At 73.2% G+C, this 25,115-nt stretch carries 24 protein-coding genes; 15 read left to right on the forward strand and 9 right to left on the reverse strand.

The annotated features are described in order from the left end of the window. Positions 1–68: 68 nt before the first annotated feature. The 5 genes from DFJ68_RS08665 to DFJ68_RS08685 all read left to right on the forward strand — a co-directional run bounded on the left by DFJ68_RS08665 (position 69) and on the right by DFJ68_RS08685 (position 6,872). Positions 69–1,271, forward strand: a complete 1,203-nt coding sequence (locus tag DFJ68_RS08665) for a glycosyltransferase family 4 protein (protein ID WP_121035232.1) — start codon at positions 69–71, stop codon at positions 1,269–1,271. A gap of 233 nt (positions 1,272–1,504) precedes the next feature. Beyond that, positions 1,505–2,158, forward strand: a complete 654-nt coding sequence (locus tag DFJ68_RS08670) for a succinate dehydrogenase cytochrome b subunit (protein WP_121032401.1) — start codon at positions 1,505–1,507, stop codon at positions 2,156–2,158. Between the two features lie 3 nt (positions 2,159–2,161). Further along, complete coding sequence (locus tag DFJ68_RS08675; RefSeq protein ID WP_221186054.1) at positions 2,162–4,216, forward strand: fumarate reductase/succinate dehydrogenase flavoprotein subunit; 2,055 nt, start codon at positions 2,162–2,164, stop codon at positions 4,214–4,216. Positions 4,217–4,277: 61 nt separating this feature from the next. Further along, positions 4,278–5,021: a succinate dehydrogenase/fumarate reductase iron-sulfur subunit gene (locus DFJ68_RS08680; protein ID WP_121032403.1), complete on the forward strand. Its 744-nt coding sequence runs from the start codon at positions 4,278–4,280 to the stop codon at positions 5,019–5,021. 156 nt (positions 5,022–5,177) lie between these two features. After that, complete coding sequence (locus tag DFJ68_RS08685; RefSeq protein WP_121032405.1) at positions 5,178–6,872, forward strand: D-alanyl-D-alanine carboxypeptidase; 1,695 nt, start codon at positions 5,178–5,180, stop codon at positions 6,870–6,872. On the opposite strand, the gene DFJ68_RS08690 is transcribed toward DFJ68_RS08685, so the two are convergent. Then, positions 6,847–7,998 (reverse strand): YihY/virulence factor BrkB family protein, encoded by a 1,152-nt coding sequence (locus DFJ68_RS08690; protein WP_121032407.1) that lies wholly within the window; start codon positions 7,996–7,998, stop codon positions 6,847–6,849. The two genes, DFJ68_RS08685 and DFJ68_RS08690, sit on opposite strands and share 26 nt — an antisense overlap. Then, positions 7,995–8,534 carry a 2'-5' RNA ligase family protein gene (locus DFJ68_RS08695; protein WP_121032410.1) on the reverse strand — a complete coding sequence of 180 codons (540 nt, stop codon included), beginning with the start codon at positions 8,532–8,534 and terminating at the stop codon, positions 7,995–7,997. Before DFJ68_RS08695 ends, DFJ68_RS08690 begins: the two co-directional genes overlap by 4 nt. 103 nt (positions 8,535–8,637) lie before the next feature. Between DFJ68_RS08695 and DFJ68_RS08700 the strand changes: the two genes are divergently transcribed. Together DFJ68_RS08700 and DFJ68_RS08705 are read left to right on the forward strand one after the other, a co-directional pair. After that, on the forward strand, positions 8,638–8,997 hold the full coding sequence (locus DFJ68_RS08700) for a GntR family transcriptional regulator (RefSeq protein WP_121032411.1): 360 nt from the start codon (positions 8,638–8,640) through the stop codon (positions 8,995–8,997). Continuing rightward, positions 8,990–9,952: a DUF1648 domain-containing protein gene (locus tag DFJ68_RS08705; protein WP_121032413.1), complete on the forward strand. Its 963-nt coding sequence runs from the start codon at positions 8,990–8,992 to the stop codon at positions 9,950–9,952. The genes DFJ68_RS08700 and DFJ68_RS08705 overlap by 8 nt, the downstream gene beginning before the upstream one ends. Before the next feature lie 47 nt (positions 9,953–9,999). On the opposite strand, the gene trpS is transcribed toward DFJ68_RS08705, so the two are convergent. Then, entirely contained in the window at positions 10,000–11,028 is a 1,029-nt protein-coding gene (gene trpS / locus DFJ68_RS08710; RefSeq protein WP_121032415.1) for a tryptophan--tRNA ligase, read from the reverse strand. Positions 11,029–11,094: 66 nt separating this feature from the next. On the opposite strand from trpS, the gene galK reads away from it, so the two are divergent. Continuing rightward, positions 11,095–12,267: a galactokinase gene (gene galK / locus DFJ68_RS08715; protein ID WP_121032417.1), complete on the forward strand. Its 1,173-nt coding sequence runs from the start codon at positions 11,095–11,097 to the stop codon at positions 12,265–12,267. Between the two features lie 87 nt (positions 12,268–12,354). Then, on the forward strand, positions 12,355–13,491 hold the full coding sequence (locus DFJ68_RS08720; protein WP_121032419.1) for an LCP family protein: 1,137 nt from the start codon (positions 12,355–12,357) through the stop codon (positions 13,489–13,491). 60 nt (positions 13,492–13,551) lie between these two features. On the opposite strand, the gene DFJ68_RS08725 is transcribed toward DFJ68_RS08720, so the two are convergent. Together DFJ68_RS08725 and rfbA are read right to left on the reverse strand one after the other, a co-directional pair. Further along, a complete protein-coding gene (locus DFJ68_RS08725) occupies positions 13,552–14,163 on the reverse strand; it encodes a dTDP-4-dehydrorhamnose 3,5-epimerase family protein (protein ID WP_121032421.1) in 612 nt (203 codons plus the stop codon). Further along, positions 14,163–15,053, reverse strand: coding sequence for a glucose-1-phosphate thymidylyltransferase RfbA (gene rfbA, locus DFJ68_RS08730; RefSeq protein ID WP_121032423.1), 891 nt, complete (start codon positions 15,051–15,053; stop codon positions 14,163–14,165). The genes DFJ68_RS08725 and rfbA overlap by 1 nt, the downstream gene beginning before the upstream one ends. 79 nt (positions 15,054–15,132) lie before the next feature. Here rfbA and rfbB point away from each other — a divergent pair, with 79 nt between their 5' ends. Together rfbB and rfbD are read left to right on the forward strand one after the other, a co-directional pair. Beyond that, on the forward strand, positions 15,133–16,143 hold the full coding sequence (gene rfbB, locus DFJ68_RS08735; protein ID WP_121032425.1) for a dTDP-glucose 4,6-dehydratase: 1,011 nt from the start codon (positions 15,133–15,135) through the stop codon (positions 16,141–16,143). Then, positions 16,140–16,991 carry a dTDP-4-dehydrorhamnose reductase gene (rfbD, locus tag DFJ68_RS08740; protein ID WP_276330698.1) on the forward strand — a complete coding sequence of 284 codons (852 nt, stop codon included), beginning with the start codon at positions 16,140–16,142 and terminating at the stop codon, positions 16,989–16,991. The genes rfbB and rfbD overlap by 4 nt, the downstream gene beginning before the upstream one ends. Positions 16,992–17,162: 171 nt before the next feature. Here rfbD and DFJ68_RS08745 read toward each other — a convergent pair whose 3' ends face one another. From DFJ68_RS08745 to DFJ68_RS08755, 3 genes are all read right to left on the reverse strand, one after another. Beyond that, positions 17,163–18,374 carry an O-antigen ligase family protein gene (locus tag DFJ68_RS08745; protein ID WP_147431534.1) on the reverse strand — a complete coding sequence of 404 codons (1,212 nt, stop codon included), beginning with the start codon at positions 18,372–18,374 and terminating at the stop codon, positions 17,163–17,165. A 98-nt stretch (positions 18,375–18,472) separates the two neighbouring features. Further along, positions 18,473–19,666, reverse strand: coding sequence for a glycosyltransferase family 4 protein (locus tag DFJ68_RS08750; protein ID WP_121032429.1), 1,194 nt, complete (start codon positions 19,664–19,666; stop codon positions 18,473–18,475). Then, positions 19,663–20,901 (reverse strand): lipopolysaccharide biosynthesis protein, encoded by a 1,239-nt coding sequence (locus DFJ68_RS08755; RefSeq protein ID WP_121032431.1) that lies wholly within the window; start codon positions 20,899–20,901, stop codon positions 19,663–19,665. The genes DFJ68_RS08750 and DFJ68_RS08755 overlap by 4 nt, the downstream gene beginning before the upstream one ends. Positions 20,902–21,111: 210 nt before the next feature. Here DFJ68_RS08755 and aqpZ point away from each other — a divergent pair, with 210 nt between their 5' ends. The 4 genes from aqpZ (at position 21,112) to DFJ68_RS08775 (ending at position 24,554) form a co-directional block, all read left to right on the forward strand. Continuing rightward, positions 21,112–21,927 (forward strand): aquaporin Z, encoded by an 816-nt coding sequence (aqpZ, locus tag DFJ68_RS08760; RefSeq protein WP_121032433.1) that lies wholly within the window; start codon positions 21,112–21,114, stop codon positions 21,925–21,927. A 45-nt stretch (positions 21,928–21,972) separates the two neighbouring features. Next, positions 21,973–22,659, forward strand: a complete 687-nt coding sequence (locus DFJ68_RS08765) for a SatD family protein (protein ID WP_121032435.1) — start codon at positions 21,973–21,975, stop codon at positions 22,657–22,659. A 10-nt stretch (positions 22,660–22,669) separates the two neighbouring features. Next, positions 22,670–23,488 (forward strand): hypothetical protein, encoded by an 819-nt coding sequence (locus DFJ68_RS08770; protein WP_121032437.1) that lies wholly within the window; start codon positions 22,670–22,672, stop codon positions 23,486–23,488. Between the two features lie 64 nt (positions 23,489–23,552). Then, the gene (locus tag DFJ68_RS08775) at positions 23,553–24,554 is read left to right on the forward strand and encodes a malate dehydrogenase (protein WP_121032439.1); all 1,002 of its coding nucleotides are present in this window, start codon (positions 23,553–23,555) and stop codon (positions 24,552–24,554) included. Positions 24,555–24,767: 213 nt separating this feature from the next. Here the strand turns inward: DFJ68_RS08775 and DFJ68_RS08780 are convergent, their stop codons facing one another. Beyond that, positions 24,768–25,094, reverse strand: coding sequence for a DUF3017 domain-containing protein (locus DFJ68_RS08780; protein WP_121032441.1), 327 nt, complete (start codon positions 25,092–25,094; stop codon positions 24,768–24,770). Between the last annotated feature and the right edge of the window lie 21 nt (positions 25,095–25,115).

Genomic DNA, 25,115 nt, shown 5'->3' on the forward strand with positions numbered 1-25,115 from the left:
CCTCGACTTCACCCGCCACCCCCGTCGGCGTCGCCGGCCGCTCGCCCCGGCACGGCAGCTTCGTCCTCGTGCGAGTCGCGATCGTGACCGAGACCTTCCTGCCCAGCTACAGCGGCGTCACCACCAGCGTGTGCCACGTCGTCACCGAGCTGCGGGAGAAGGGACATGAGGTCGTCGTCGTCGCACCGGGCGCGCGGCGGACGCGGGAGCAGGGCCCGGCGGAGTTCGCCGGCGCCCCGGTGCACCGCATCGCGTCGGTGCCGCTGCGACAGTTCGACGTCGGGCTGCCCTCGCCCGAGATCGAGCGGGTGCTGCGCGACGCCGACCCCGACGTCGTGCACGTCGCGAGCCCGTTCGTCGTCGGCGCCCGGGGTCTCGCCGCCGCGCGGACCCTCGGGCTGCCGACCGTCGCGGTCTTCCAGACCGACATGGCCGCGTACGTCCGGCTGCACACGCCGGGCCCGGCCGGGGTGCCTGCGGCCTCGGCGGCCTGGCGGTGGATCCGGCGGGTGCACTCGTGGGCCGACCTCACCCTCGCCCCGTCGGGGCCGTCGCTCACCGACCTGCGCGACCACGGGGTGGGGCGGACGGCGCTGTGGCGTCGCGGGGTCGACACCCGGCGCTTCAGCCCGGTCTGGCGTGAGGACGCGCTCGTGCGAGCCCTGCGCCGAGAGCTCGCGCCCGAGGGTGAGCGGCTCGTCGGCTACGTCGGCCGGCTCGCCCCCGAGAAGGAGGTGGAGCGGCTCACCGAGCTGGCCGGCCTGCCGGGGACCCGCCTCGTCGTCGTCGGCGACGGCCCCTCCCGCGCCGCGGTCGGGGCGAGGCTGACGGAGGCCGTGGCCGGCGTCGCCGGCCGACCCAACCGACCGCCCGTCTTCCTCGGCGCCCGGCACGGGGACGACCTCGCCCGCGCCTACGCCTGCCTGGACCTGTTCGTGCACACCGGCACGAGCGAGACCTTCGGCCAGACCCTGCAGGAGGCGGGGGCCTCGGGTCTGCCCGTCGTCGCCCCGGCCCGCGGCGGGCCGCTCGACCTCGTCACCGACGGGGAGAACGGGTACCTCTTCGACCCCGCGACGCCGGGGTCGCTGCGCCGCGCCGCGGAGCGGGCGACGGTCGAGGAGTCGCACCGGGCCGCCCTCGGCGAACGGGGCCGCCGGCGGGTGGCGGGGCGGTCGTGGTCGGCGGTCGTCGACGAGCTCGTCGCCCACTACCGGTCGGTGCAGCCGGTCACCGGGCGGAGGCCGGAGGGCGCGGTGGTCGCGGCCTGAGCCACCCGGCATCCGGTGCGGGGTGCGACGGGCACCACCGGTCGCGAGGGGGCACGGGGGCGCCGAGGGGCGGCGGCGAGCATGGGTGCCCGCTGGGGTGCGAATAGTCACAACCGTGCGTACCGACCGGTACGTGGACGGCCGCTGTCGCCCCCCGGCGATAGTGTTTGCAGGTGGCCACCAAGACTCTCCCAAGGACGGGAGCAGCGACGGCGCGACGCACGACGGTCTTCATGAAGCTCGTGATGGCCCTCTCCGGCGCGCTCTTCGTCTTCTACGTCCTCGCGCACATGTACGGCAACCTCAAGATCTTCGCGGGGGTCGAGGCGTACGACGACTACGCCCTGCACCTGCGCACGCTGCTGACGCCGGTCCTGCCCTTCGGCGGGTTCCTCTGGCTGTTCCGCGCGGCGCTGCTCGTCGCGCTCGTGGCCCACGCGTACTCGGCGTTCTACCTGTGGCGCAAGGCGAACGCGGCCCGGCCCACCCGCTACGTCGCGAAGGCGGCCGCCAGGGCGACGCTGCGCTCGCGCACGATGCGCTGGGGTGGCGTGGCCCTGCTCGCCTTCCTCGTCTGGCACCTCATCCACTTCACGTGGTTCAAGGTCAACCCCGGGCCCGACGCCGTCGGCGACAGCGCCGGCCTGCTCTACATCTCGAGCTTCAAGGTGTGGTGGGTCGTGCTCATCTACGCCGTCGCGATGTTCGCCCTCGCCATGCACCTGTGGCACGGCGTCTGGAGCGCGTCGCAGACCCTCGGCTGGGCCACCTCACGGCGCGCCCGCACCAACGCGCGGGCGATCGCCACGACGATCGCCGTCGTCACCTCGGTGGGCTTCATCCTGCCGCCCCTGCTCATCCTCGTCGGAATCGTGAAGGGAAGCTGACCGATGACCACGACCGCACCGGCACCCACCACCACCCCCACCACCCCGGGCGCTGACCCCGCAGCGCCCAGCGAGGCGCGACGCGAGCCCAACGCCGGCGTCGTGCACGGCCTCTACACCGAGGGCTCGAGCATCGCCGACACGAAGGCCCCCAAGGGCCCGATCTCGGGTCGCTGGAACCAGCGCAAGTTCGACTCCGCGCTCGTCAACCCGGCCAACCGCCGCAAGCTGTCGGTCATCATCGTCGGCACCGGGCTCGCGGGCGGCGCCGCCGCCGCCACGCTCGGCGAGGCCGGCTACCACGTGAAGTCCTTCTGCTACCAGGACTCCCCGCGCCGCGCGCACTCCATCGCGGCCCAGGGCGGCATCAACGCGGCCAAGAACTACAAGGAGGACGGCGACAGCACCTACCGCCTCTTCTACGACACCGTGAAGGGCGGCGACTACCGCTCGCGCGAGTCGAACGTCTACCGCCTCGCCGAGGTCAGCGCCAACATCATCGACCAGTGCGTCGCGCAGGGCGTTCCGTTCGCCCGCGAGTACGGCGGCCTGCTCGACAACCGCAGCTTCGGCGGTGTCCAGGTCTCGCGCACGTTCTACGCCCGCGGCCAGACGGGCCAGCAGCTGCTGCTCGGCGCCTACCAGGCCCTCGAGCGTCAGATCGAGGCCGGCACGGTCGAGATGTTCAACCGCCACGACATGCTCGAGCTCGTCGTCGTCGACGGCCGGGCCCGCGGCATCGTCGCGCGCGACCTCGTCACCGGTGAGGTCGAGACGCACCTCGCGGATGCCGTCGTGCTCGCCACCGGCGGCTACGGCAACGTCTTCTTCCTGTCGACCAACGCGATGGGCAGCAACGTCACGGCGACGTGGCGCGCCCACCGCAAGGGCGCCTACTTCGGCAACCCCTGCTACACGCAGATCCACCCCACCTGCATCCCGGTGAGCGGCGAGCACCAGAGCAAGCTGACCCTCATGTCGGAGTCGCTGCGCAACGACGGCCGCATCTGGGTGCCCAAGAACGCCGAGGACTGCGACAAGGACCCGCGCGAGATCCCCGAGGAGGACCGCGACTACTACCTCGAGCGCATCTACCCCTCGTTCGGCAACCTCGTGCCCCGCGACATCGCGAGCCGCCAGGCCAAGAACGTGTGCGACGAGGGTCGCGGCGTCGGCCCCAAGGTCGGCGACTTCCGCCGCGGCGTCTACCTCGACTTCACCGACGCCCTGCAGCGCATGAGCGCCGAGACGGTCGCGGAGAAGTACGGCAACCTCCTCGACATGTACCAGCGCATCACGGGTGAGAACCCGTACGAGGTGCCGATGCGCATCTACCCCGCCGTGCACTACACGATGGGCGGCCTCTGGGTCGACTACGACCTGCAGTCGAGCATCCCCGGCCTCTTCGTGGCCGGCGAGGCGAACTTCTCCGACCACGGCGCGAACCGCCTCGGTGCCTCGGCCCTCATGCAGGGCCTGGCCGACGGCTACTTCGTCCTGCCCAACACGATCCGCGACTACCTCGCCAAGGGGCCCTACCCCAAGGTCGACGAGAAGCACGAGGCGGTCACCGAGGCGCGCGCGTCGGTCGACCACCGCCTGCAGAAGCTGCTGTCGATCAACGGCGAGCGGTCGGTCGACTCCTTCCACAAGGAGCTCGGCCACATCATGTGGGAGTACTGCGGCATGGAGCGCTCCGAGGAGGGGCTGCTCAAGGCGGTCGACCTCATCCGCAGCCTGCGTGACGAGTTCTGGCGCAACGTCCGCGTGCTCGGCGCGGCCGACACGCTCAACCAGAGCCTCGAGAAGGCCGGCCGCGTGGCCGACTTCCTCGAGCTCGGCGAGCTCATGTGCATCGACGCGCTCCACCGTCGCGAGTCGTGCGGCGGCCACTTCCGGGCCGAGTCGCAGACCGAGGACGGCGAGGCCCTGCGCCACGACGACGAGTACGCCTACGTCGCGGCGTGGGAGTGGGGCGGCGACAGCGGCACCCCGGTCCTGCACAAGGAGGACCTCGTCTACGAGTTCGTCGAGCTGAAGCAGCGCAGCTACAAGTGAGCGCCGCCCGCCGACCCGCCCCCACCTGCCACACCGCTCATCTCGACCTGCGGAGAACCCGATGAACCTCACTCTGAACATCTGGCGCCAGTCCGGACCCTCCGACAAGGGCGAGATGCGGACCTACCCGGTCAGCGACATCTCCGAGGACATGTCCTTCCTCGAGATGCTCGACGTCCTCAACGAGGAGCTCAACGCCAAGGGCGAGGAGCCGATCGCCTTCGACCACGACTGCCGCGAGGGCATCTGCGGCTCGTGCGGGCTCATGATCTCCGGACAGGCGCACGGCCCCGAGGTCACGACGACCTGCCAGCTGCACATGCGCTCGTTCAGCGACGGTGACGAGATCACCGTCGAGCCGTGGCGTGCCGACGCCTTCCCGGTCATCAAGGACCTCGTCGTCGACCGTGGCAGCTTCGACCGCATCATCCAGGCCGGCGGCTTCATCAGCGCCAACACCGGCTCGGCCCCCGAGGCGCACTCCGTCCCGGTGCCCAAGCCGGCCGCCGACCGCTCGTTCATGGCGGCGGCCTGCATCGGCTGCGGTGCGTGCGTGGCCGCGTGCCCGAACGCCTCCGGCATGCTCTTCATGGGCGCCAAGATCACCCACCTCGGCGAGATGCCCCAGGGCCAGCCCGAGCGCGACGCGCGCGTCGTGCAGATGGTCAACACCCACGACGAGGAGGGCTTCGGCGGCTGCACCAACGTCGGTGCGTGCGCCGAGGCGTGCCCCAAGGAGATCCCGCTCGACGTCATCAACCAGCTCAACCAGGACCTGCGCCGTGCACTGACGCACGGGCGCTGACCGACAGGTCCGACCCCGCTCCACACGACGGCGGCGGCCCCCGGGAGACCGGGGCCGCCGCCGTCGGCGCGTCCACGGTCCTCGCGGGCGCCGGTCGTGAGACCGGTCCTGAGAGCCGGGTGTGACAGCCCGTCGCCGGGTTAGTCTGGGCCGGTCATGGCCGACCCCACCCGTTCCCGACCCCTGCGCGGGAGCGTCGCGCCGCACCTCCGGGCACGGGCCGCCCTGGTCATCGGCACCGTCGCCGGCCTCACCGGCCTGGTCGTGCCGGCTGCGGTGACGGCCCCGGCCGCGAGTGCGTCCCCTCCCGCGGCGGCGCTGGTCGTGGCGGCACCCGCCCTCGCGCCGGCCGCGGACCCCACGTGCCGCCCGTGGCAGACGCCGACCCGGGTGCCCGGCGGCGTGACCCTCACCCCACGCGTCTTCCCCACCCCGAGCGTGGGCGTCGCCCCGAAGCCCACGCCGCGCCCGGCCGTGACGACGCCGCGGCCCGCCGGCACCACGTCGCCCGGTCCCCGCGGGTCGAGCGCCCCGGCCCCGCCGCCGCGCACGGTGTGCCGCAACGCCCCGCCCACCCCGTTCACCCACCCGGCCTGGGACCCGCAGAGCGTCGTCGGGGGCCCGCGTCTCGGCGGCGACGGGGTCCTCACCGACCTGCCCGACGGCGTGCCCGCTCCCCCGGCCGTCTACGACGTGTCGTACGTCGTGGCCGACCTGACGAGCGGGGAGATCCTCGCCGCCAAGTCGCCGCACGCCTGGCTGCGCCCGGCCAGCACCCTCAAGACCCTGACGGCCCTCACCCTGCTGCCGCGGCTCGACCCGCGACGCACCGTCGTCGCGGGGCCCGACGCCCAGCGCGCGGCCGGCACGCGCGTCGGCATCCTCGCCGGCAACCCCTACCCCGTCGGCAGCCTCTTCGACGCGCTGCTCATGTTCTCGGCCAACGACGCCGCCTACGTGCTGGCCGACGCGGCGGGCGGCTACGAGCGCACCGTGACGCTCATGAACGAGCGGGCGACGGCCCTCGGGGCGCACGACACGCTCACCGTCGACCCGAGCGGTCTCGACGAGGGCGCGCAGCGGTCGAGCGCCTACGACCTCGCCGTCATCGCGCGGGCGGCGATGCGGCTGCCGGCCTTCCGGGCCACCGTCGCCCGGCGCACCGCCACCTTCCCCGGGGGCAAGGACAGGACCGGGCGCACCTACCCCGCCTTCGAGATCCACACCATCAACGACCTGCTCGACCACTACCCGGGCGCGGTGGGCATCAAGCCGGGCCGCACCGACCGCGCCCAGCACACCTTCATCGGCGCGGCGACGCGCGGCGGCCGCACCCTCGTGGTCGCCCAGATGGGCAGCGTCACCGGCGCGTGGCAGCCGACCGCCGCCCTGCTCGACTGGGGCTTCGCGCACGCCGACCGGGTGCGGCCCGTCGGCCGTCTCGTCGAGCCCGGCGAGGCCGCTCCCCCTCGCGCCGACGCTCCTGACGCCACTGACGACACGACTGACCACACCACCGCGGATGCCGGGTCGCCCCGCCCGCCGACGAGCGGTCCCACCGCGCCCGTGGCCACGCGCTCGGGCGCCGGCGGCCTCGCGGGTCTCGACGAGGCGCCCACCGGTACACCGGGCACGAGCTCGTCGGGGGCCGGAGTGGCCACCACCGGTCCGCGCGACCGACCACCACCCGTCGCGGGCCCGGCTCCGGCCGGCGGCGCCGACCGGAGCTCTGCACCGTGGGCCGGGGCGGCCGTGCTCGCCGTGGGGTGGCTCGGCCTCGCCGCCCTCGCCGGCCTGGTGGTCCGAGGTCTGCGCCGTCGTCGCCTCAGCGGCGGCGACGCAGGGTCCTGACGACGCGGCTCGCGACGCCGGCGGCCGCGGCCCCGACGACGGCACCCGACGCGAGGTCGACGCGGTCGCGCGACCGAAGCCCACCGGCATCCGGCCGCGTGTCGACGGCGACGGCACCCTGCTCTCGCGCGGCGGCGGCCCGCCCGGCCCGCGGCGGCCCGCCCGCGTAGGGCACGAGGGCCACGTCGGCGTCGGGGCGCAACGTCGTCACGAAGGCCGGGCGCACGATGCGGGCGAACGGCCCCACGGCCTGGTCGTCGACGAGGGTGGGGATGTCGACGTGGATGGCCGCCCACGCCGCCGACAGCAGCACCGCTCGGGCCATGAGGTTGAGCCAGAAGAGCAGGCCGACGGCGACGGCGACGGCCCCCAGCAAGGGGTTGTCGGTGGCGTTGGCGATGAGGCTCGCGCCGAAGACCTTGAGCACCGTGAGCAGGGTCGCCCCGAAGAGCGCACCCTGGAGCAGGTTGCGCCCGGGCAGGGGCACCCCGGTCAGCAGCCGGAGCATGACGACCATGATGAAGGTGTCGAAGACGACGCCCATGACGATCCCGACGAGGGTGACGACCCAGTCGGCGCCGTCGAGACCGACCCACCCGGCCACCGTGTCGGCGAGACCGCCGGCGACGGTCGTCAGCAGCGCGGACACCGCGATGCCGATGCCGAGCAGCAGCAGCACGCCGAGGTCACGCAGCTTCGTCGTCACGGCGTTGCCGGGCGAGGACGTGAGACCGAAGATGGTGCGCATCCCCGTGCGCAGCGCCCCGATCCAGCCGAGGCCGGCGAGCAGGAGGGTGACGAAGGCGACGACCCCCGTGATGGTCAGCGTCAGCGTGTTGGGAGCCGAGATGCTGATGAAGCCGCTGTCGGGGTTCTCCTGCGTGCGGATCATGTTCGGCAGCACCCGGTTGAGCGAGCTCGCGATGGTCTCGATGAGGTCGGGGCGGCCCTGGAGGAAGAAGCCGAAGACGGCGAAGGCCAGCGCGACGGCGGGGAAGACCGAGAAGAACGAGTAGTAGGCGACCCCGGAGGCGAGCAGGTCGCCGTTGGCGTCGCCGTAGCGCTTGTAGGCGGTGTAGGGCCGGTGCCGCTGGATGCGCTCCCACAGGCGCATCACCGCGTTCACGACCCCTGCCCCCCGAGCCGGAAGTCGAGCTCGGGCCGCCACGTCTGGTCGGTGCCCAGCTCGTAGAGGGTGAAGTGCTCCACGGCGAAGGTGACCGAGAAGTCGGCGAGCTCGTCGAAGGCGCGGTCGAGGTGCACCGGCGCGACGTTGTGCGCGACGGTGACGTGCGGGTGGTAGTAGAAGTCGAGGGCACGGGTGACCGGGCCCGACCGCAGGGCCATCTCGAGGCTCTCGCAGGACGAGACGCCCTGGGCCACCTGGATGAAGACGACGTCCGACAGCGGGCGGAAGGTGCCGGTGCCGCGCAGCACGACGTCGAAGGCGGCCTCCGCGGCGGCGACCGTCGCGCAGTGCTCACGGAAGGCGGGGTAGTCCGCGACGCCGACCTCGGTGGGGGGCAGCAGCGTGATGTGGGCCGGGATCTGCCACGCACCCGGGTCGCCGAACTCGGCCCGGCGGGCCTGCAGGAACTCCCCGTGCGGCGAGGGGATCGGGATGGAGACGCCGATCGTCGTGGTCTGCCGCGCTGGGGTCACGCCCCTGAACCTACCGAACCCACCGGCCCCCACCCACGACCCACCCGCCGAGGACGCCGTCGGCTCGCTCGACAGACGACATAGTTCTAGTTAAACTAGAACTATGTTGTGGCAGGTCGACCCGGCGAACCCGGTCCCCCTCTTCGAGCAGGTCGCCGCGTGCGTCCGGCGCGGGCTCGTCTCGGGCTCGCTCGACGCGGGCTCGCGGCTGCCCTCGGCCAAGGAGGTGGCCGGCATCCTCGACGTCAACCTCCACACCGTCCTGCGGGCCTACCAGCTGCTGCGCGACGAGGGCCTCGTCGAGCTGCGCCGGGGGCGGGGGGCCGTCGTCACGGGCGCCGACCCCGCCGGCTCGGCCCGACTGGGCACCCTCGTCACCGAGCTCGTCGGTGAGGCCCGACGCCTGGGCACCTCGCACGACGAGCTGCGAGACCTCATCGAGAAGGAGTACCGCCATGCGTGACCGCACCACCTCGTCCCTCGTCGTCGGCGCCCTGGCCGGGCCGGTGCTGGCCCTGGTCGGCGTCGCCGTCACCGCGTCCCGGTCGGGCCGGCTGCCCGAGACCGTCGCGACGCACTGGGGTCCGGGCGGTGAGGCCGACGGCTTCATGTCGCGCACGTCGGCGGTGGTCGTGGCGGCGCTCCTCACGGCCCTGCTCCCCCAGCTGCTCACCGTCGTCGCCGTCGTCAGCCACCGCACCACCCGAGGCCTGCTCGCAGGTGTCGCGACCGGGACCGCCGCCCTGCTCGCCGTCGTCGGCTTCGGCACCCTGCTCGCGCAGCAGGGACAGCCGGCGCCGGGCGGTGACGTCTCGCCGGGTCTCTTCGTCGCCGTCGGCCTCGTGGCCGGCCTGGCCTCGGGCCTGCTCGTCGCCCGGCTCGGCCAGGCGCCGCGTGACCCCGCCGACGGCTCCACCTCGCGACCGACCGACGGCCCCACCCTCGACGTCGCCCCGACCGCGCGGCTGGCGTGGACGGGGCGCGCGGGGTCGGCCCCGGCCCTCGTCGCGGGCGTCGTCGCCCTCGCGGCGGTACCGGTCGTGCTCGTCCTGGGCGCCGGCTGGGTGGTCGTCCCCCTGGCGCTGGTCGCCCCGCTGGCCCTCGTGACCGCCACGGCCCACGTCGTCGTCGACCAGCAGGGGCTGCGCGTGACGGCTGTCGGGCTCGCCTGGGCCCGGGTGCCCCTCGACGAGGTGGCCTCGGCCGGGCCGGGCACGGTCAGTGCCCTCGGCGACTTCGGCGGCTGGGGCTGGCGCCACGGCCGCGACGGTCGCACCGCATGGGTGACCCGGTCGGGGCCGGCGCTCGTCGTGCAGCGCGTCGACGCCCCCGACGTGCTCGTCACCGTCGAGCGCCCCGACGAGGCGGCGGCGGTTCTCAACACCCTGGCCGCACGCCGGAGGACGGCGCACCGCTGACCGTGCGCGCGCCGCCCTGGGCGCCGCCCAGCCCCGCGCAGGCGCGGTCAGGCGCGGGCGGACGACGGCAGCAGGCCGACCCGGTCGTAGACGCGGCGGACCGTCGCCTCCGCCACGGCGCGGGCCCGGTCGGCCCCGTCGGCGAGGATGCGGTCGAGCTCGGCGCGGTCGGACATCAGCTCGAGGGTGCGCTCCCGGAACGGCGTCGTCGTCGCGACGACGACCTCCGCCACCTCCGTCTTGAGGTCGCCGTAGCCGCGGCCGTCGAAGGCCACCTCGAGCTCGGCGACCGGGGTGCCCGACAGGGCGGAGTGGATGGCGAGCAGGTTGCTCACTCCGGGCTTGTCGACGACGTCGTGGCGGATCTCGCGCCCCGTGTCGGTGACGGCCGACTTGATCTTCTTCACGATGCGCTTCGGGTCGTCGAGCAGGCTGACGAGCCCGGCGTCACTCGCGGCCGACTTGCTCATCTTGGCCGTCGGCTCCTGCAGGTCCTGGATCTTCGCCGTCTCGCGCATGATGTGCGGCGAGGGGACGACGAGGGTGTCGCCGAAGCGCTGGTTGAAGCGGGTGGCGAGGTCGCGGGAGAGCTCGAGGTGCTGGCGCTGGTCCTCGCCGACCGGCACGACGTCGGCGTCGTAGACGAGGATGTCGGCCGCCTGCAGCACCGGGTAGGTGAAGAGCCCGACGTTGGGGCCGGACCCCTTGGCCGACTTGTCCTTGAACTGCGTCATGCGGCTGGCCTCGCCGAAGCCGGTGAGACAGCTGAGCACCCACGAGAGCTCGGTGTGCTGCGCGATGTGGCTCTGCACGAAGAGCACCGACCGCTGCGGGTCGACCCCGCCGGCGATGAACTGGGCCGCCGTCAGCCGGGTGCGCTCGCGCAGCACCTCCGGGTCGGGCGAGACGGTCAGCGCGTGCAGGTCGGCCACGAAGTAGTAGGCGTCGTGGGTCTGCTGCAGCCGCACCCACTCCACGAGCGCGCCGACGTAGTTGCCGAGGTGCAGCGAGTCGCTCGTCGGCTGCATCCCCGAGAGGCTGCGGGGGGCGGTCGAGGCGGTGGCGTCGTCGGGCATGGGTGCCATTGTGGCCCACCGCACGGGGGCCGCCGGATGCCGGGTGCCCGTGGGATATTGGGCCCGATGACCACGACACCTGCCGACCTCACCGCGGCCGCCCGCGACCTCTTCGACGCCAGCTTCGGGGGTGAGCCCGACGGCGTGTGGTCGGCGCCCGGGCGCGTCAACCTCATCGGCGAGCACGTCGACTACAACGGCGGCCTCGTCCTGCCCATGGCGATCCCGCAGCGCACGCACGCCGCCGTGGCCCGCCGTGACGACCGCACGGTGCGGCTCGTCTCCGGCGACAGCGACGTGCAGACCGTGCAGCTGGATGCCGTGGGGCCGGGCACGCCGGGCGACTGGCCCGCGTACGTGGTCGGCGTCCTCTGGGCCCTCGAGCAGGCGGGCCACACCGTCGGCGGTGCGGACATCGCCATCACCTCCGACGTCCCGTCGGGCGCGGGGCTCTCGAGCTCGGCGGCCATCGAGGCCTGCGTCGCCCTCGCCGTCGACGAGCTGTGGGGCCTGGGCCTCGGTGGCGACGACGCCGGCCGACGCGAGCTCGCCACCGCGTGCCAGCGCGCCGAGAACGAGGTCGTCGGCGCCCCCACCGGCGGCATGGACCAGGCCGCCTCGCTGCGGGGGCGCGAGGGCCACGCCCTCGAGCTCGACTGCCGCACCATGGAGGTCGAGCACGTGCCGTTCGCGCACGAGCTGCTCATCATCGACACCCGTGCCCACCACGCCCTCGTCGACGGCCAGTACGCCGCCCGCCGCCGGCAGTGCGAGGAGGCGGCCCACGACCTCGGGGTCGAGCTGCTCGCCGACGTGCCCGCCGACGGCCTCGACGAGCGCCTCGAGGCGGTCAGCGACCCGGTCGCCCGACGGCGGGCGCACCACATCGTCACCGAGATCGCCCGCGTGGAGCGGTCGGCGGCGATCCTCGCGCAGGGGCCCGACGCCGACCTCGCCGAGCTGGGCCGGCTGTTCACGGCCTCGCACGTCTCGCTGCGCGACGACTTCGAGGTGTCGTGCGACGAGCTCGATGTCGCGGTCGACGCCGCCCTGTCCGCCGGCGCCCTCGGGGCCCGGATGACCGGCGGCGGCTTCGGCGGCTCGGCCGTCGCGCTCGTTCACCCCGGCGAGAGCGGGCCGATCGTCGACGCCGTCGTCGCCGCCTACCGCGAACGCGACTGGACCGCCCCGCGCACCTTCCTCGTCACCGCCGGCGCGGGGGCGTCACGCGACGCGTGACCCCGCCCACCAGCATCCGTTTCATCCTTTTCCTCCACATGCGTGGGAAACGCCGTGGACGTCCGCCGGCGAACCTATGATGACCGGATGAGCACGACCGGACCCCGTGGCACGCGTGTGCCCCTCGGCGACCACGACGTCGACGAGCGCTTCGACGACCACGGCGAGGTCGACCCCGACGACCGGCTCGACCCGCTCGGTGACCCGAGCGACGGGGGCGACGGGGGTGACGACGACCGCGACGACGTCGACACCGAGCGGCGGCACCGCCGACGCAACCGTCGGGTGCTCGTCGCCGCGCTCGTGCTCCTGCTCGTGCCGGTGCTGGCCGTCGGGGGCTACCTCGGCTACCTCAACCACGTCGTCACGAACAACGTCCGGCAGGAGACGCTGCTGCCGCAGACGGGCCCGACGGGCGACGACGGCCAGGCCGTGTCCCAGCCCGCGGGCAACGGCACGAACTACCTCATCATCGGCAACGACGCGGGGCCAGGTCGCGAGGGAGCCCGCTCCGACGTCATGGTCATCGCCCATGTACCCGACGACCACAGCGCGGTGACCCTCATCCACTTCCCCCGCGACCTGTGGGTGCCGATCCCCGGCCACAAGGACGCCAAGCTCAACGCCGCGTACGCCTACGGCGGCGCGCCGCTGCTCGTGCAGACGATGCAGAACCTGCTCGGCATCGACGTCGACCACGTCGCGATGATCGGCTTCGAGGGCTTCAAGGCGATGACGGATGCCGTCGGCGGCGTCGACGTCAACGTGGCCGAGGCCTCGACCGAGACCGTCGGCAGCACGACCTACGACTTCCGCGAGGGCACGATGCACATGGACGGCGACATGGCCCTCGCCTTCGTGCGCCAGCGCAAGCAGCTGAGCCAGGGCGACATCTCCCGCGGCCAGCGGCAGCTCGCCTTCATCAAGGGCCTCATGCTCAAGACGCTCTCGCCCTCGACGCTCGCCAACCCGGTCACGCTGTCGGGCTTCCTCGACGCCGCCACGAGCAACCTCACCGTCGACGACAAGCTCGACGTGGGCACGATGCGGTCGGAGGCGTTCGCGCTGCGCGGCCTGCGCGGCAACGACATCCGCTTCATCACGGCGCCGTTCAGCGGCTTCGGGACCAGCGCCGACGGGCAGTCGATCGACGTCGTCGACGACGCGAAGATGGACGCCCTGGGCGCGGCGATCCGCGACGACGCCCTCGACACCTACCGCTGAGCCTCCGCCGAGGTTCGCGCCGAGACTCGGGGCGGGCCCCCTCTGTGGCGGCCCGTCCGCTCAGACGGGGCGGCGGTCGGCCTGCGCGCCGTACCAGGCCGTGCAGGCCTCCCACGTCGGCAGGAGGCCCGACTCCACGGCGGCCGCGAGGGTGGGCGCCGCGGCATCCTTCGGCGACAGCAGCGGCTCGACGCCGTCGGGCAGGGTGAGGCCCACGTCTGGGTCGAGCGGGTTGATGCCGTGCTCGCCCGTCGGGTTGTAGGCCGACGAGCAGAGGTAGTGCGCGGTGGTGTCGTCCTCGAGGGCGCAGAAGGCGTGACCGAGACCCTCGGCGAGGTACAGCGCACGCCGGTCGACCGAGTCGAGCACGACGGAGTCCCACTCGCCGAAGGTCGGCGAGCCCACGCGCAGGTCGACGACGTAGTCGACGAGCGCGCCCGTGACGGCGGTGACGTACTTCGCCTGGCCGACGGGCACGTCCGCGAAGTGGATGCCGCGCAGGGTGCCGCGCGACGACACCGAGACGTTGGTCTGCACGACGTCGAGGCGGTGGCCGGTGTGCTCGGCGAGCCGGTCGCCCCGGAACGACTCGAGGAACACGCCGCGGTCGTCGGGGAACTGGCGGGGCGTGATCACGAAGGCGCCGGCGATGCGCAAGGGGCGGACGTCCATCAGTGACCCCGCTGCCGCGACTCGTGACGCTCGGCGAGCAGGCCGTGCAGGTAGACGCCGTAGCCGCTCTTGACCTGGTCGTCGGCGTGCCGACGCAGGCCGTCGTCGTCGAGCCACCCGTTGCGCCAGGCGATCTCCTCGATGCAGCCGATCTTCTGCCCCTGCCGGGCCTCGACGGTGTGCACGTACGAGCTGGCGTCCATGAGGCCGTCGAACGTGCCGGTGTCGAACCACGCGGTGCCGCGGGGCAGCACGCTGACGGTGAGGTCGCCGCGACGCAGGTAGGCGTCGTTGACCGCCGTGATCTCGAGCTCACCGCGGGCGCTGGGCGTCAGGCCACGGGCGATCCCGACGACGTCGTTGTCGTAGAAGTAGAGGCCGGGCACGGCGTAGTTCGAGCGCGGCCGCTCGGGCTTCTCCTCGATGGAGATGACCGTGCCGTCGTCGTCGAACTCGACGACGCCGTAGGCGGTCGGGTCGCTGACGCGGTAGGCGAAGATGTGCCCGCCGGTGACGGCCGTGTTGTCCGTGAGGCGCGACCCGAGGCCGGCGCCGTAGAAGATGTTGTCGCCGAGCACGAGCGCGACGGTGTCGCCGCCGATGAAGTCGGCACCGAGGATGAAGGCCTGGGCCAGGCCGTCGGGGCTGGCCTGCACGGCGTAGGAGATCTCCATGCCCCACTGGGCGCCGTCGCCGAGCAGGCGCTCGAACTGGTCGGCGTCCTGCGGGGTGGTGATGACGAGCACCTCGCGGATGCCGGCCATCATCAGCGTCGACAGCGGGTAGTAGACCATCGGCTTGTCGTAGACGGGCATGAGCTGCTTGCTGATGCCGCGCGTGATCGGGTGCAGGCGGCTGCCCGTCCCGCCGGCCAGGATGATCCCCTTCATGGACGGTCAGCCTAGGGTGCGCCTGCGTGACCGACGAATCGGTCAGATCGGAGCCCCGTCGGCCGATACCCTGTCGCCCATGCGTGTTCTCGTCACCGGCGGTGCCGGCTTCATCGGCTCCAACTTCGTCCTGCGACTGCGCGAGACCCGGCCCGACTGGCAGGTGACGGTCATCGACTCGATGACGTACGCGGCCAACCGCGAGTCGCTCGCCCCCGTCCTCGACGAGACCGGTGACGGCAGCGTACGACTCGTCGAGGCCACCATCGCGGAGGCCGGTGTCGTCGACCCGCTCGTCGCCGAGTGTGACGTCGTGGTGCACTTCGCCGCGGAGTCGCACAACGACAACAGCCTCGACAGCCCGTGGCCGTTCGTCGAGAGCAACGTCATCGGCACCTTCACGCTGCTCGAGGCCGTCCGCCGGCACGACAAGCGGCTGCACCACATCTCCACGGACGAGGTGTACGGCGACCTCGAGCTCGACGACCCGAACCGCTTCACGGAGGCGACCCCGGTCAACCCGTCGAGCCCCTACTCGGCGACGAAGGCGGGCGCTGACCTGCTCGTGCGCGCCTGGATCCGCTCCTTCGGCATCAAGGCCACGGTGTCGAACTGCTCGAACAACTACGGCCCGCGCCAGCACGTCGAGAAGTTCATCCCGCGTCAGATCACCGGCATCCTCGAGGGGACCAAGCCTAAGCTCTACGGCTCGGGTCTCAACGTGCGCGACTGGATCCACGTCGACGACCACAACGACGCCGTCGTGGCGATCATCGAGCAGGGCCGCCTCGGCGAGACCTACCTCATCGGCGCCGACGGCGAGCGCAACAACCGCGAGATCGTCGAGCTGCTGCTCGAGCTGACGGGCAAGCCGGCCGACTGGTTCGAGCACGTCAACGACCGACCCGGCCACGACCTGCGCTACGCCATCGACTCGAGCAAGCTGCGGGCCGAGACCGACTGGCGCCCCCGCTACGACGACATCCGCGCCGGCCTGGCGGCGACCATCGACTGGTACCGCGACAACCCGCAGTGGTGGAGCAGCGCCAAGGTCGACGCCGAGCGCACCTACGCTCGGCTCGGACGGTGACCGACCAGCCGAAGCGCGTGCTCGTCACGGGGGCGGGCGGCATGCTCGCCCTCGACCTCGTGCGCGCCCTGCGCGACGCCGGCCACGCCGTGACGGCGCTCGGTCGCCCCGACCTCGACATCACCGACCCGGCACTGTGCCGGGCCGGGGTCACCGGTCACGACCTCGTCGTGAACGCCGCCGCCTTCACCGCGGTCGACGACGCCGAGACGAACGAGGCGGCGGCCTTCGCGGTCAACGCCGTCGGGCCGGCCAACCTCGCGCGGGCGGCCCACGCCACCGGCGCACGGCTCGTGCAGGTCTCGACCGACTACGTCTTCGACGGCTTCGCCACGGAGCCCTACACCGAGGACCACCCGGTCGCGCCGCGCTCCGCCTACGGCCGCACCAAGGCCGCCGGCGAGTGGGCCGTGCGGGCCCACTGCCCCGACTCCTGGGTGCTGCGCACGGCGTGGCTCTACGGCGCCGGCGGGCCGAACTTCGTCTCGACGATGCAGCGCCTCGCCGGTGAGCGCGAGACGCTCTCGGTCGTCGACGACCAGCACGGTCAGCCCACGTCGACGGTCGACCTCAGCGACCTCGTCGTGCGGCTCGTCGAGGCCGACGCCCCGGCCGGGACCTACCACGCCACCGCGACCGGCGAGACGACGTGGCACGGCTTCGCCCGCGCCGTCTTCGAGCACGAAGGCCTCGACCCCGAGCGGGTGCAGCCGACGACGACCGAGGCCTTCCCGCGACCGGCCCCGCGCCCGGCCTGGAGCGTGCTCGGTCACGCCAGCCTCGAGGCGGCCGGCGTCGCCCCCATCGGTGACTGGCGCACCGGCCTCGCCGCCCACCTCGCCCGCTGACCCGCGGTTCGGGTCGGCCCCCGCACCCGCTCCGGACCCCCGCACCCGCGAAGGATGCCGACACACCCTCCTGGGCGGGCCGGCATCCTCAGCGCGTGCGTCCGTCCCCGAGCCGAGGCCCAATGCTGCAGGGTCGTGAAGGATTCAGGCCCCCTGGAGGGCCCGAACCCTTCACGCCCCTCGGGCTGCCAGCCGTCGGCGGTCGTCGACTCGACGCGTCCTGCCCGGTTGCGGATCTGCGGCGGCTCGTCTCCCGGAGGACGCCTCGATGGCTCCGAGGAAGAGGAAGAACCACAGGAACCGGGTGTCGTAGTAGTCGCCGGAGAACAAGCTGGCGACGCCGATGAGGGTGGCCGCAGCCAGGTAGAACACCCGTGTGGCGGTCAGGCCGGCTCGTACCGTGGTCCAGAAGGGCACGGTGAGGGCGCCGAGGAAGAGCAGCCCTCCGACGAGCCCTGACTCTGCCAACGTGGCGATGACGAGGTTGTGCGGGTACTGGTAGCCGGCGAACTGGCCGACGAGGCCGTAGTAGCCGTCGAGTCCCGCACCCGCGACGGGGAATCGGGTGAACAGGTCGACGGCTCCGGCGAGGATCTCGGTGCGCCCGGAGTCGTAGCCCTGCTCCAAGGTCTGGTCGACGATGCGCTGGTAGACGACGCCGTCGAAGGAGAGCCGGAGGCCGGAGGCCGCCACGGCGCCGAGAGCGAGCACCGCGAGGAACACCAACGTGTGCCGGAGCCCCCGGCCGAGCTGCCTCCAGAGCCGGCGCCCGAAGAGGAGCGCCACCGCGAGCAGGGCCACGAGTCCTCCCCTCGACCCGGCCAGCAGTGAGCCGACGATGAGAGGGGGCACGGCGACGAGAAGGAGACGGCGCTTCTTCACGATCGCCAGGTAGAAACAAGCGAGGACGGCCAGGATCATGACGCGGACGAAGACGTTGGGGCCTCCACCGAAGGCGGCGTAGCGCCCCTGCGCTCCCGGCCCGGCGACGAGTGCCCCCACCAGGTACAGGGCTCCCGTCACGACGAGACACGTCCACACGACGTCGAGCGACCCGGTGGGCAGCCGTCGCGCAGTGGCCACCGTCAGGGCGGCGAAGGCGACGAGCAGGACGAGGTCGACGACCGCGTCGGAGGCCCGCGACCCCGGAGGTGCCCAGAGGGCGGAGACCGCGAGCCAGCCGGACCACCCGACGAACCACGTGAAGCCCGCCACCGGCGACGCCGTGACCCGACGTCCGTACGTCATGTGCTGCGTCCGCCACCACGCATAGCCCAGCCCGCACAGGCCGAGCGCCCCCCAGCGCAGGTCGAAGTCCGGCAGCCCGTCACCCAGGCGGTCCAGGCTGAAGCGACCGGCCAGCAGTGACAGGTACAGGGCCACGAGCAGCGACTGTCCGAACCGGTCCGTCCCCGAGGCCTGGGTGTCACTCCCCCGCGACCGTCGCCCCACGGTGTCGGGCTGTCGGACGCCCACGGTGCTCACCGGCGTGCGCCCGTCGGCTCACCGGCATCCGTCAGCACGTCGCGGAAGGTGCCGTACAGCGTGTCTCGGGCGAAGTGCTCGGAGGCGACCGCTCGGGCCCGATCGACGGCCCGCCGGTAGCGCAGGTCGTCGGTCAGCAGGTCGAGGACCTGTCGGACGGCGGTGTCGGCGTCGACGTCCCCGACGTAGAGCCCGGCACCCTCGTCCGTGACGAGGTCGGTGAGCCACCCGCGGTGGTTGAACACCACCGGTCGGGCGGCGGCGAGGCCGTCGAACACCTTGTTGATCGAGGCGGGCTCCAGCACGGGGGCATCGACGACGCTGGAGACCACCGCGTCTGCGGCGGCGACGAGGCCGGCGACCTCGACCTTCGAGCGCGGGCCGACGAAGACTTCGTCGGGGTCGATTCCACTGTCGCGCAGTCGTGCTCGCGCCGCGGGCAGCTCGGAGCCGTCGCCGACGACGACGACGCGCAGCCCCTGACGGCGCGCGGCCAGGGCGAGGCCGGCCAGCCACGGGACGTCGTAGATGGCGCCGAGGGAACCGGCGTAGACGAGCACCCGGTCGTCACCCCACCCCTCGCGCTCGCGCACCGTCGCCCGGTCGGCGGGGCTGAGGTCGAACAGCTCGATGTCGCACGCGTTGGGCACCACGTCGACCCGCTTGCCCGGCACCACCCGCGACACCCCGGCGGCCATGCCCGGCGAGAGCGCGATGACGCGGCGGGCCCGCTGGTAGGCGGTGCGCTCGAGACGCAGCGCGAGGCCGATGACGGGCCGCGAGCGCAGGTACCCGAGGGCGACCGGTGCCTCGGGCCAGAGGTCTCGCACCTCGAGCACGAAGGCGCTGCGGCGCAGCCGGGTCGAGACGAGCGCGGGCACCGCGACCGTGAGCGGGGTGCTGGAGGCGAGCACGACGTCCCCGCGGTCGGCGTAGGTCGCCGTCGTGGCCAGCTGCATGAAGCGCGCGAAGGCGACGAGCCGCCGCCAGGGGGCCATGGCGTTGGCGTAGCGCACCGGCAGCTGAACGACGGTGAACCCGGCTTCGGTATAGGTCGCCCGCTCCGGGCCGCCGCAGATCATGGTCACGGCGTGGCCGTCGGAGACCAGCCGCCGGGCGAACTCCCACGAGCGGGTCCCGCCTGCCTGGTCCGGCCGTTTGAAGTGCTGGTGGATGTAGGTGATCTTCATGGCTCGGCTCTCGCTGGCTGGGTCACGGGGAGGGCGGGGGCGGCGACGGTGCCGCGGGGGTCGGAGAGCACAGGCCCCTCGACGGGGCGCGAGGGGACGGCCGGCGCGAGGCCGCGCCCGGCGGCACGGCTGACGAGCAGACCGACGAGGTAGACGACGGCCGAGCCCCAGGCCGCCCCGGCGGCGCCCCACCGGGTCACGGCCACGACGTACACCGGCAGGGCGACGGCCGCGGTGGCCAGCTCGACGACGCTCGCCCGCCGGGGCGACGCCGAGCGCACGAGGGCGGCGACCCCCTGGCGGTAGAGCGCGAGCAGGATGCCGGCGACCCCGAGCGGGACGATGAACGCCTTCGCGGGCGCGAACTGCGGCCCGAAGAGCGGCTCGACGGCGAACCACAGCGCGACCGAGAGCACCGTCGAGGTGGCCGTGAAGACGGCGACGTCGGCCGCCAGCCGCCCCGTGCGGTCATGGGCCGTCGAGCTGCGACGGTCGGCGAGCGCCTGCGAGATCCAGAACACCGGCTCGGTGGCGGTGGCGACGGTGACGTAGAGGCCGAGCTCGTAGGCGCCGCCCAGCGACCCGAGCAGCACCCGGTCGACCCGCGTGACGACGAGGGCCGCGACCGCCCCCGGCAGCAGGGTGAGGGCCAGCCGGCCGACCGGCAGCGCGTCCCGGCGCAGGGCGCTCCGCAGCTCGACGACGGCGAAGACGGGGGCGGAGAGGCAGTAGCCGAGCGCCCACAGCCGCCAGTCGGTGACGCCGGCCACGAAGAGCCCGACCGACGTGAGCAGGATGCCGGCCTGCTGGCTCACGAAGAGCAGCGCGAAGGTGCGCACGTGCCCCGAGTGCAGCGCCCGGGCGCGGGCGACGACCGTCATGGCCCCGCAGAGGCTCACGGCTCCCACGACGACGGCCGACCAGCCGAGCACGATCGACAGCCCGGCGGCCGCGACGACGTTGAGGACGAGGACGTAGCCGCCGAGGTGGGCGGGTCCGACCCCGCCCTGGCGCAGAACGAGCCGGTCGACGCCGAGCAGGGTCACCGGCGTGACGAAGTACGCGACCGACAGCAGCAGGGCGACGTCACCGCGACTGTCGGGGCCGAGCGAGCGGGCCATGAGCAGGTTGACGGCGAAGGCGACGCCGGCGGCGAGCACCGAGCTGGCCGACACGACCGCCCCGGCCCGCCCGAGGGTGGCCGAGAAGCCCGACCGCAGGCGCTGCAGCGGCACGACGACTCCTCACGCTTTTCCCGTTATGTCCGACCTGCGGAAACGGTAGTGCACGAAGGCTCGGCTCGCCCGCCGGGACGCGCAGGGCGGTTCGTGCAGGGCGGTGCATGCGGCCCCCGGGGCGCGTCCGGCCGACCCGCGGGCGAGCGGTCCAGTACGCTGCCGAGCGAGCACGGACCCCGGCTCGTTCGCACACCGCGGAGGCGACCTGTGTACACCCCCAAGCTGACCTCGCGCCTCGCCGTAGAGGCCCTGGGCACCTTCTGGCTCGTCTTCATCGGCTGCGGGTCGGCGATCTTCGGCGCGAAGTTCGTCACCCAGTCGCTCTCGGACCCGGCGCCGGTGCAGCTCGGCATCGGCCACCTCGGGGTGGCCATCGCCTTCGGCCTCGCCGTCACGACGATGGCGTACGGCATCGGGCACGTCTCCGGGGCCCACTTCAACCCGGCGGTCACGATCGGCGTCGCGGCGGCCAAGCGGTTCCCGTGGAAGGACGTGCCGCTCTACGTCGTCGCCCAGCTCGTGGGTGGGCTGCTGGCCGGCGGTGCCCTCGCCGGGGTGCTGTCGTCGACGGGGCTGCCGGTCACGGGCAACCTCGCGGCCAACGGCTTCGGTGAGCACTCCCCCGGCGGATTCGCCCTGGGCGCAGTACTGCTCGTCGAGGCGCTCGTCACCGCATTCTTCGTCTACATCGTGCTCGGCGTGACGAAGGCCGACGCCCCGGTCGGCTTCGCGCCGCTCGCCATCGGGTTCGGCCTGCTGCTCGCACACCTCATCGCCATCCCGGTGAGCAACGCCTCGGTCAACCCGGCCCGCTCGACCGCGGTCGCCTTCTTCAACGGCGAGGGCGCCCCGGGCCAGCTGTGGGCGTTCTGGGTCGCGCCGGTCGTGGGCGCCCTCATCGCCGGCTCGACGTTCTCGTTCATCACCGGCGAGGACAAGGCCGAGCTCGACATCGACGGCACCACCTCGGATGCCGGGAACGCCGAGCTCGACGCGGAGGGTCGCCCCGTCCTCGACTCGTGACACCCTGAGGGCTTCATCCGGCCGTTATGAAGGTAATATCTTCATATGAGCCAGAAGAAGACTCAGGCTTCACCACCCGGGGTGACCGACCCGCACGGGGCGGACGACGTCGTGCTCATCGGCGACGTGGTCGCGTCGCGCCGGGCGCCCGACCGGCTCGCCCTGCACGACACGCTCGCCCGGGTGATCGACCACGTCAACGGCGACGTGACGGCGCTGGACCCCCTCGTCGTCACGGTCGGCGACGAGTTCCAGGGCCGCTTCGCCACTCTCGGCTCCGCCCTGGCGGCGTGCTTCGGCCTGCGCCTGCGGCTCGCCCCCGACGTCGACGTCCGCTTCGGCCTCGGCCGCGGTGCCACCCAGACGCTCGACGCGCGGCACGGCATCCACGACGGTCCGGCGTACTGGGCGGCGCGCTCCGCCATCGAGCGCACGAAGGAGCGGGCCTCGCGCGCGCAGACGCGCACGGCACGCACGACGTACGAGCCGCCAGAGGGGGACGCACTCGGCGTGGGGGTCGCCGTGCAGTCGGCCCTCGACTGTCTGGACCTCGTGGTTGGCTCTCTCTCGACACAGTCGACGACCATCCTCGGGGGGCTCATGGACGGGCGCACGCAGCACGAGATCGCCGCCGACCTGGCCGTCTCGCCCTCCGCCGTGTCGCAGCGGGTGCGCCGCGACGGGCTCGGCGTCGCCGTCGACACGATGACCTCCCTGAGCCGGATGCCGTGAGGCCGGCACCGTGACCTGGCTCGCCATCGTGCTGCTCGGGGCAGGGGTCGCCGACCTCGTTCGCTCCTCGGTCGGGCGCCGGGGCCGCGTCGCGGCCCACGTGGCCGCGCCCGTCACCGTGGCCCTCGCCGCGGTGCTCACCGACGTCGACGGCTGGGCCGACGTGCTCGCCCTCGCCGTCGGGGCGGCCGGGCTCGCCGCCTGGACCGAGCTGTCGCGTCGGGCGCAGCGCACCGGCCTGCAGGCGGTCGGGGCACTGGCCTCCCTGCTCGCCACCCTCGCGGTGCTCGTCGCGTTCTCGGGGGCCGCGTCGACGGCGGCCGGTCCGCTGCAGCGCTGGCTCTACTGGGCCGACCTGCCGGGCGCACCGGCTTCGGCCGGACGGGTGCTGCTCGTGGCCGCCCTCGTCCTGTTCAACGTCGCCACCGCCAACGTCATCGTGCGGCTCGTCCTGCTCGCCATCGGTGCGCTGCGACCCGACCAGGTCGCGGCACCTCACGGGCGGGCCCCGCAGTCGGGCTCGCAGTCGGGCCCGCAGGCCGCCGACCGGCTCAAGGGCGGCCGGCTGCTCGGGCCGATGGAGCGCCTCGTCATCCTGGGCCTCGGCCTCGCCGGCGAGTTCGGGGCCGCGGGTCTCGTCATCGCGGCGAAGGGGCTGCTCCGTTTCCCCGAGCTGCAGGCATCGGGCCGGGCGAGCCTCTCCGGGCCGACCGGGGGCAGCCGCGGAGGCCCCGTCGGCATCGACGACGTCACCGAGTACTTCCTCGTCGGCAGCTTCGTCAGCTGGCTGCTCGCCCTGCTCACCCTGGCGCTCTCGGTCGCCTCCTGAGGTCGCAGCGCCCACTGATAGCGTCGGATCGACCAGCGTCCCACCGATGTGAAGGGCCTCAACCGTGAGCACAACCCCGTCCGCCGCCCCCGTGAAGGTCGCCGTCACCGGCGCTGCCGGCCAGATCGGCTACAGCCTGCTGTTCCGCATCGCGAGCGGCGCCCTGCTCGGCCCCGACACCCCGGTCGAGCTGCGGCTGCTCGAGATCACGCCGGCCCTCAAGACGCTCGAGGGCGTCGTCATGGAGCTCGACGACTGCGCGTTCCCGACGCTCACCAAGGTCGAGATCGGCGACGACCCGACGAAGGTGTTCGACGGCGTCAACCACGCCCTGCTCGTCGGCGCCCGTCCGCGCGGCCCGGGCATGGAGCGCGGCGACCTGCTCGAGGCCAACGGCGGCATCTTCGCCCCGCAGGGCAAGGCCCTCAACGAGGTCGCGGCCGACGACGTGCACATCACGGTCACCGGCAACCCGGCGAACACCAACGCCCTCATCGCCATGAGCAACGCGCCCGACATCCCCACCGAGCAGTTCTCGGCCCTGACGCGCCTGGACCACAACCGCGCCATCAGCCAGCTCGCCGCCAGGCTCGGCGTGCCGGTCACCGACATCACCAAGATGACGATCTGGGGCAACCACTCGGCCACCCAGTACCCCGACCTCTTCCACGCCGAGGTCGCGGGCCGCAACGCCGCCGAGGCCGTGGGTGACCAGGACTGGCTCGAGAACACCTTCATCCCGACGGTCGCCAAGCGCGGCGCCGCCATCATCGAGGCCCGTGGCGCCAGCTCGGCCGCCTCCGCCGCCTCCGCCACCATCGACCACGCCCGCACCTGGGTGCAGGGCACGCACGAGGGCGACTGGGTCTCGATGGCCGTGCGGTCCGACGGTTCCTACGGCGTCGAGGAGGGTCTCATCTCGAGCTTCCCCGTCACCGTCGAGGGCGGCCGCTGGAGCATCGTGCAGGGTCTCGACATCGACGACTTCTCGCGCGCCCGCATCGACGCCTCCGTCAAGGAGCTCGCCGAGGAGCGCGACGCCGTCAAGGGCCTCGGTCTCATCTGACGCCACAGACGCCACTGACGTCTCCGCGTCACGCGGTCACCGGCGCCGGTCACCTTCGGGTGGCCGGCGCCGTCGCATGTCCGAGGGGCCGGATGCCGGGGAGTGGCCACGTGCGCGCACGACCGCGCCACCCGGCATCCGGGGCCGTCGCGGTGACCTCTCGACGGGGTCTGTCTGACCTCTCGACGGGGTCTGTCTGACCTCTCGACGGGATCAGGGGGTGGGAAGGCCGGTGCGGCCGGCGGGGCGGTCGGCGCCGCCCGGCTCGAGGTTGACGGTGGCCGAGGCGACGAGCACCCCGATGCCGAGGGCGAGCAGCACGACGACGTCGAGCGCCCGCGAGCGCACCGTGAGGCCTCCCGCCCGCCGCGCCGGGCGCGCGAAGAGGCGCACGACGGCCGCGACGACGAAGGCGGCGAAGACGACCTGCCCACCGACGCGGATGTGTCCCAGGCCGATCGCGGCGACACCGGCCGCGACGACGAGCGCCACGAGCCACCAGACCCCGAGCACGACGAAGCCGCTCCCCCGCCACCTCATGAGGGCCGGGCCTGCCGCCGG

Origin of the sequence: Terracoccus luteus, assembly GCF_003635045.1 — a bacterium.
In the GTDB taxonomy this organism is placed as follows: Bacteria; Actinomycetota; Actinomycetes; order Actinomycetales; family Dermatophilaceae; genus Terracoccus; species Terracoccus luteus.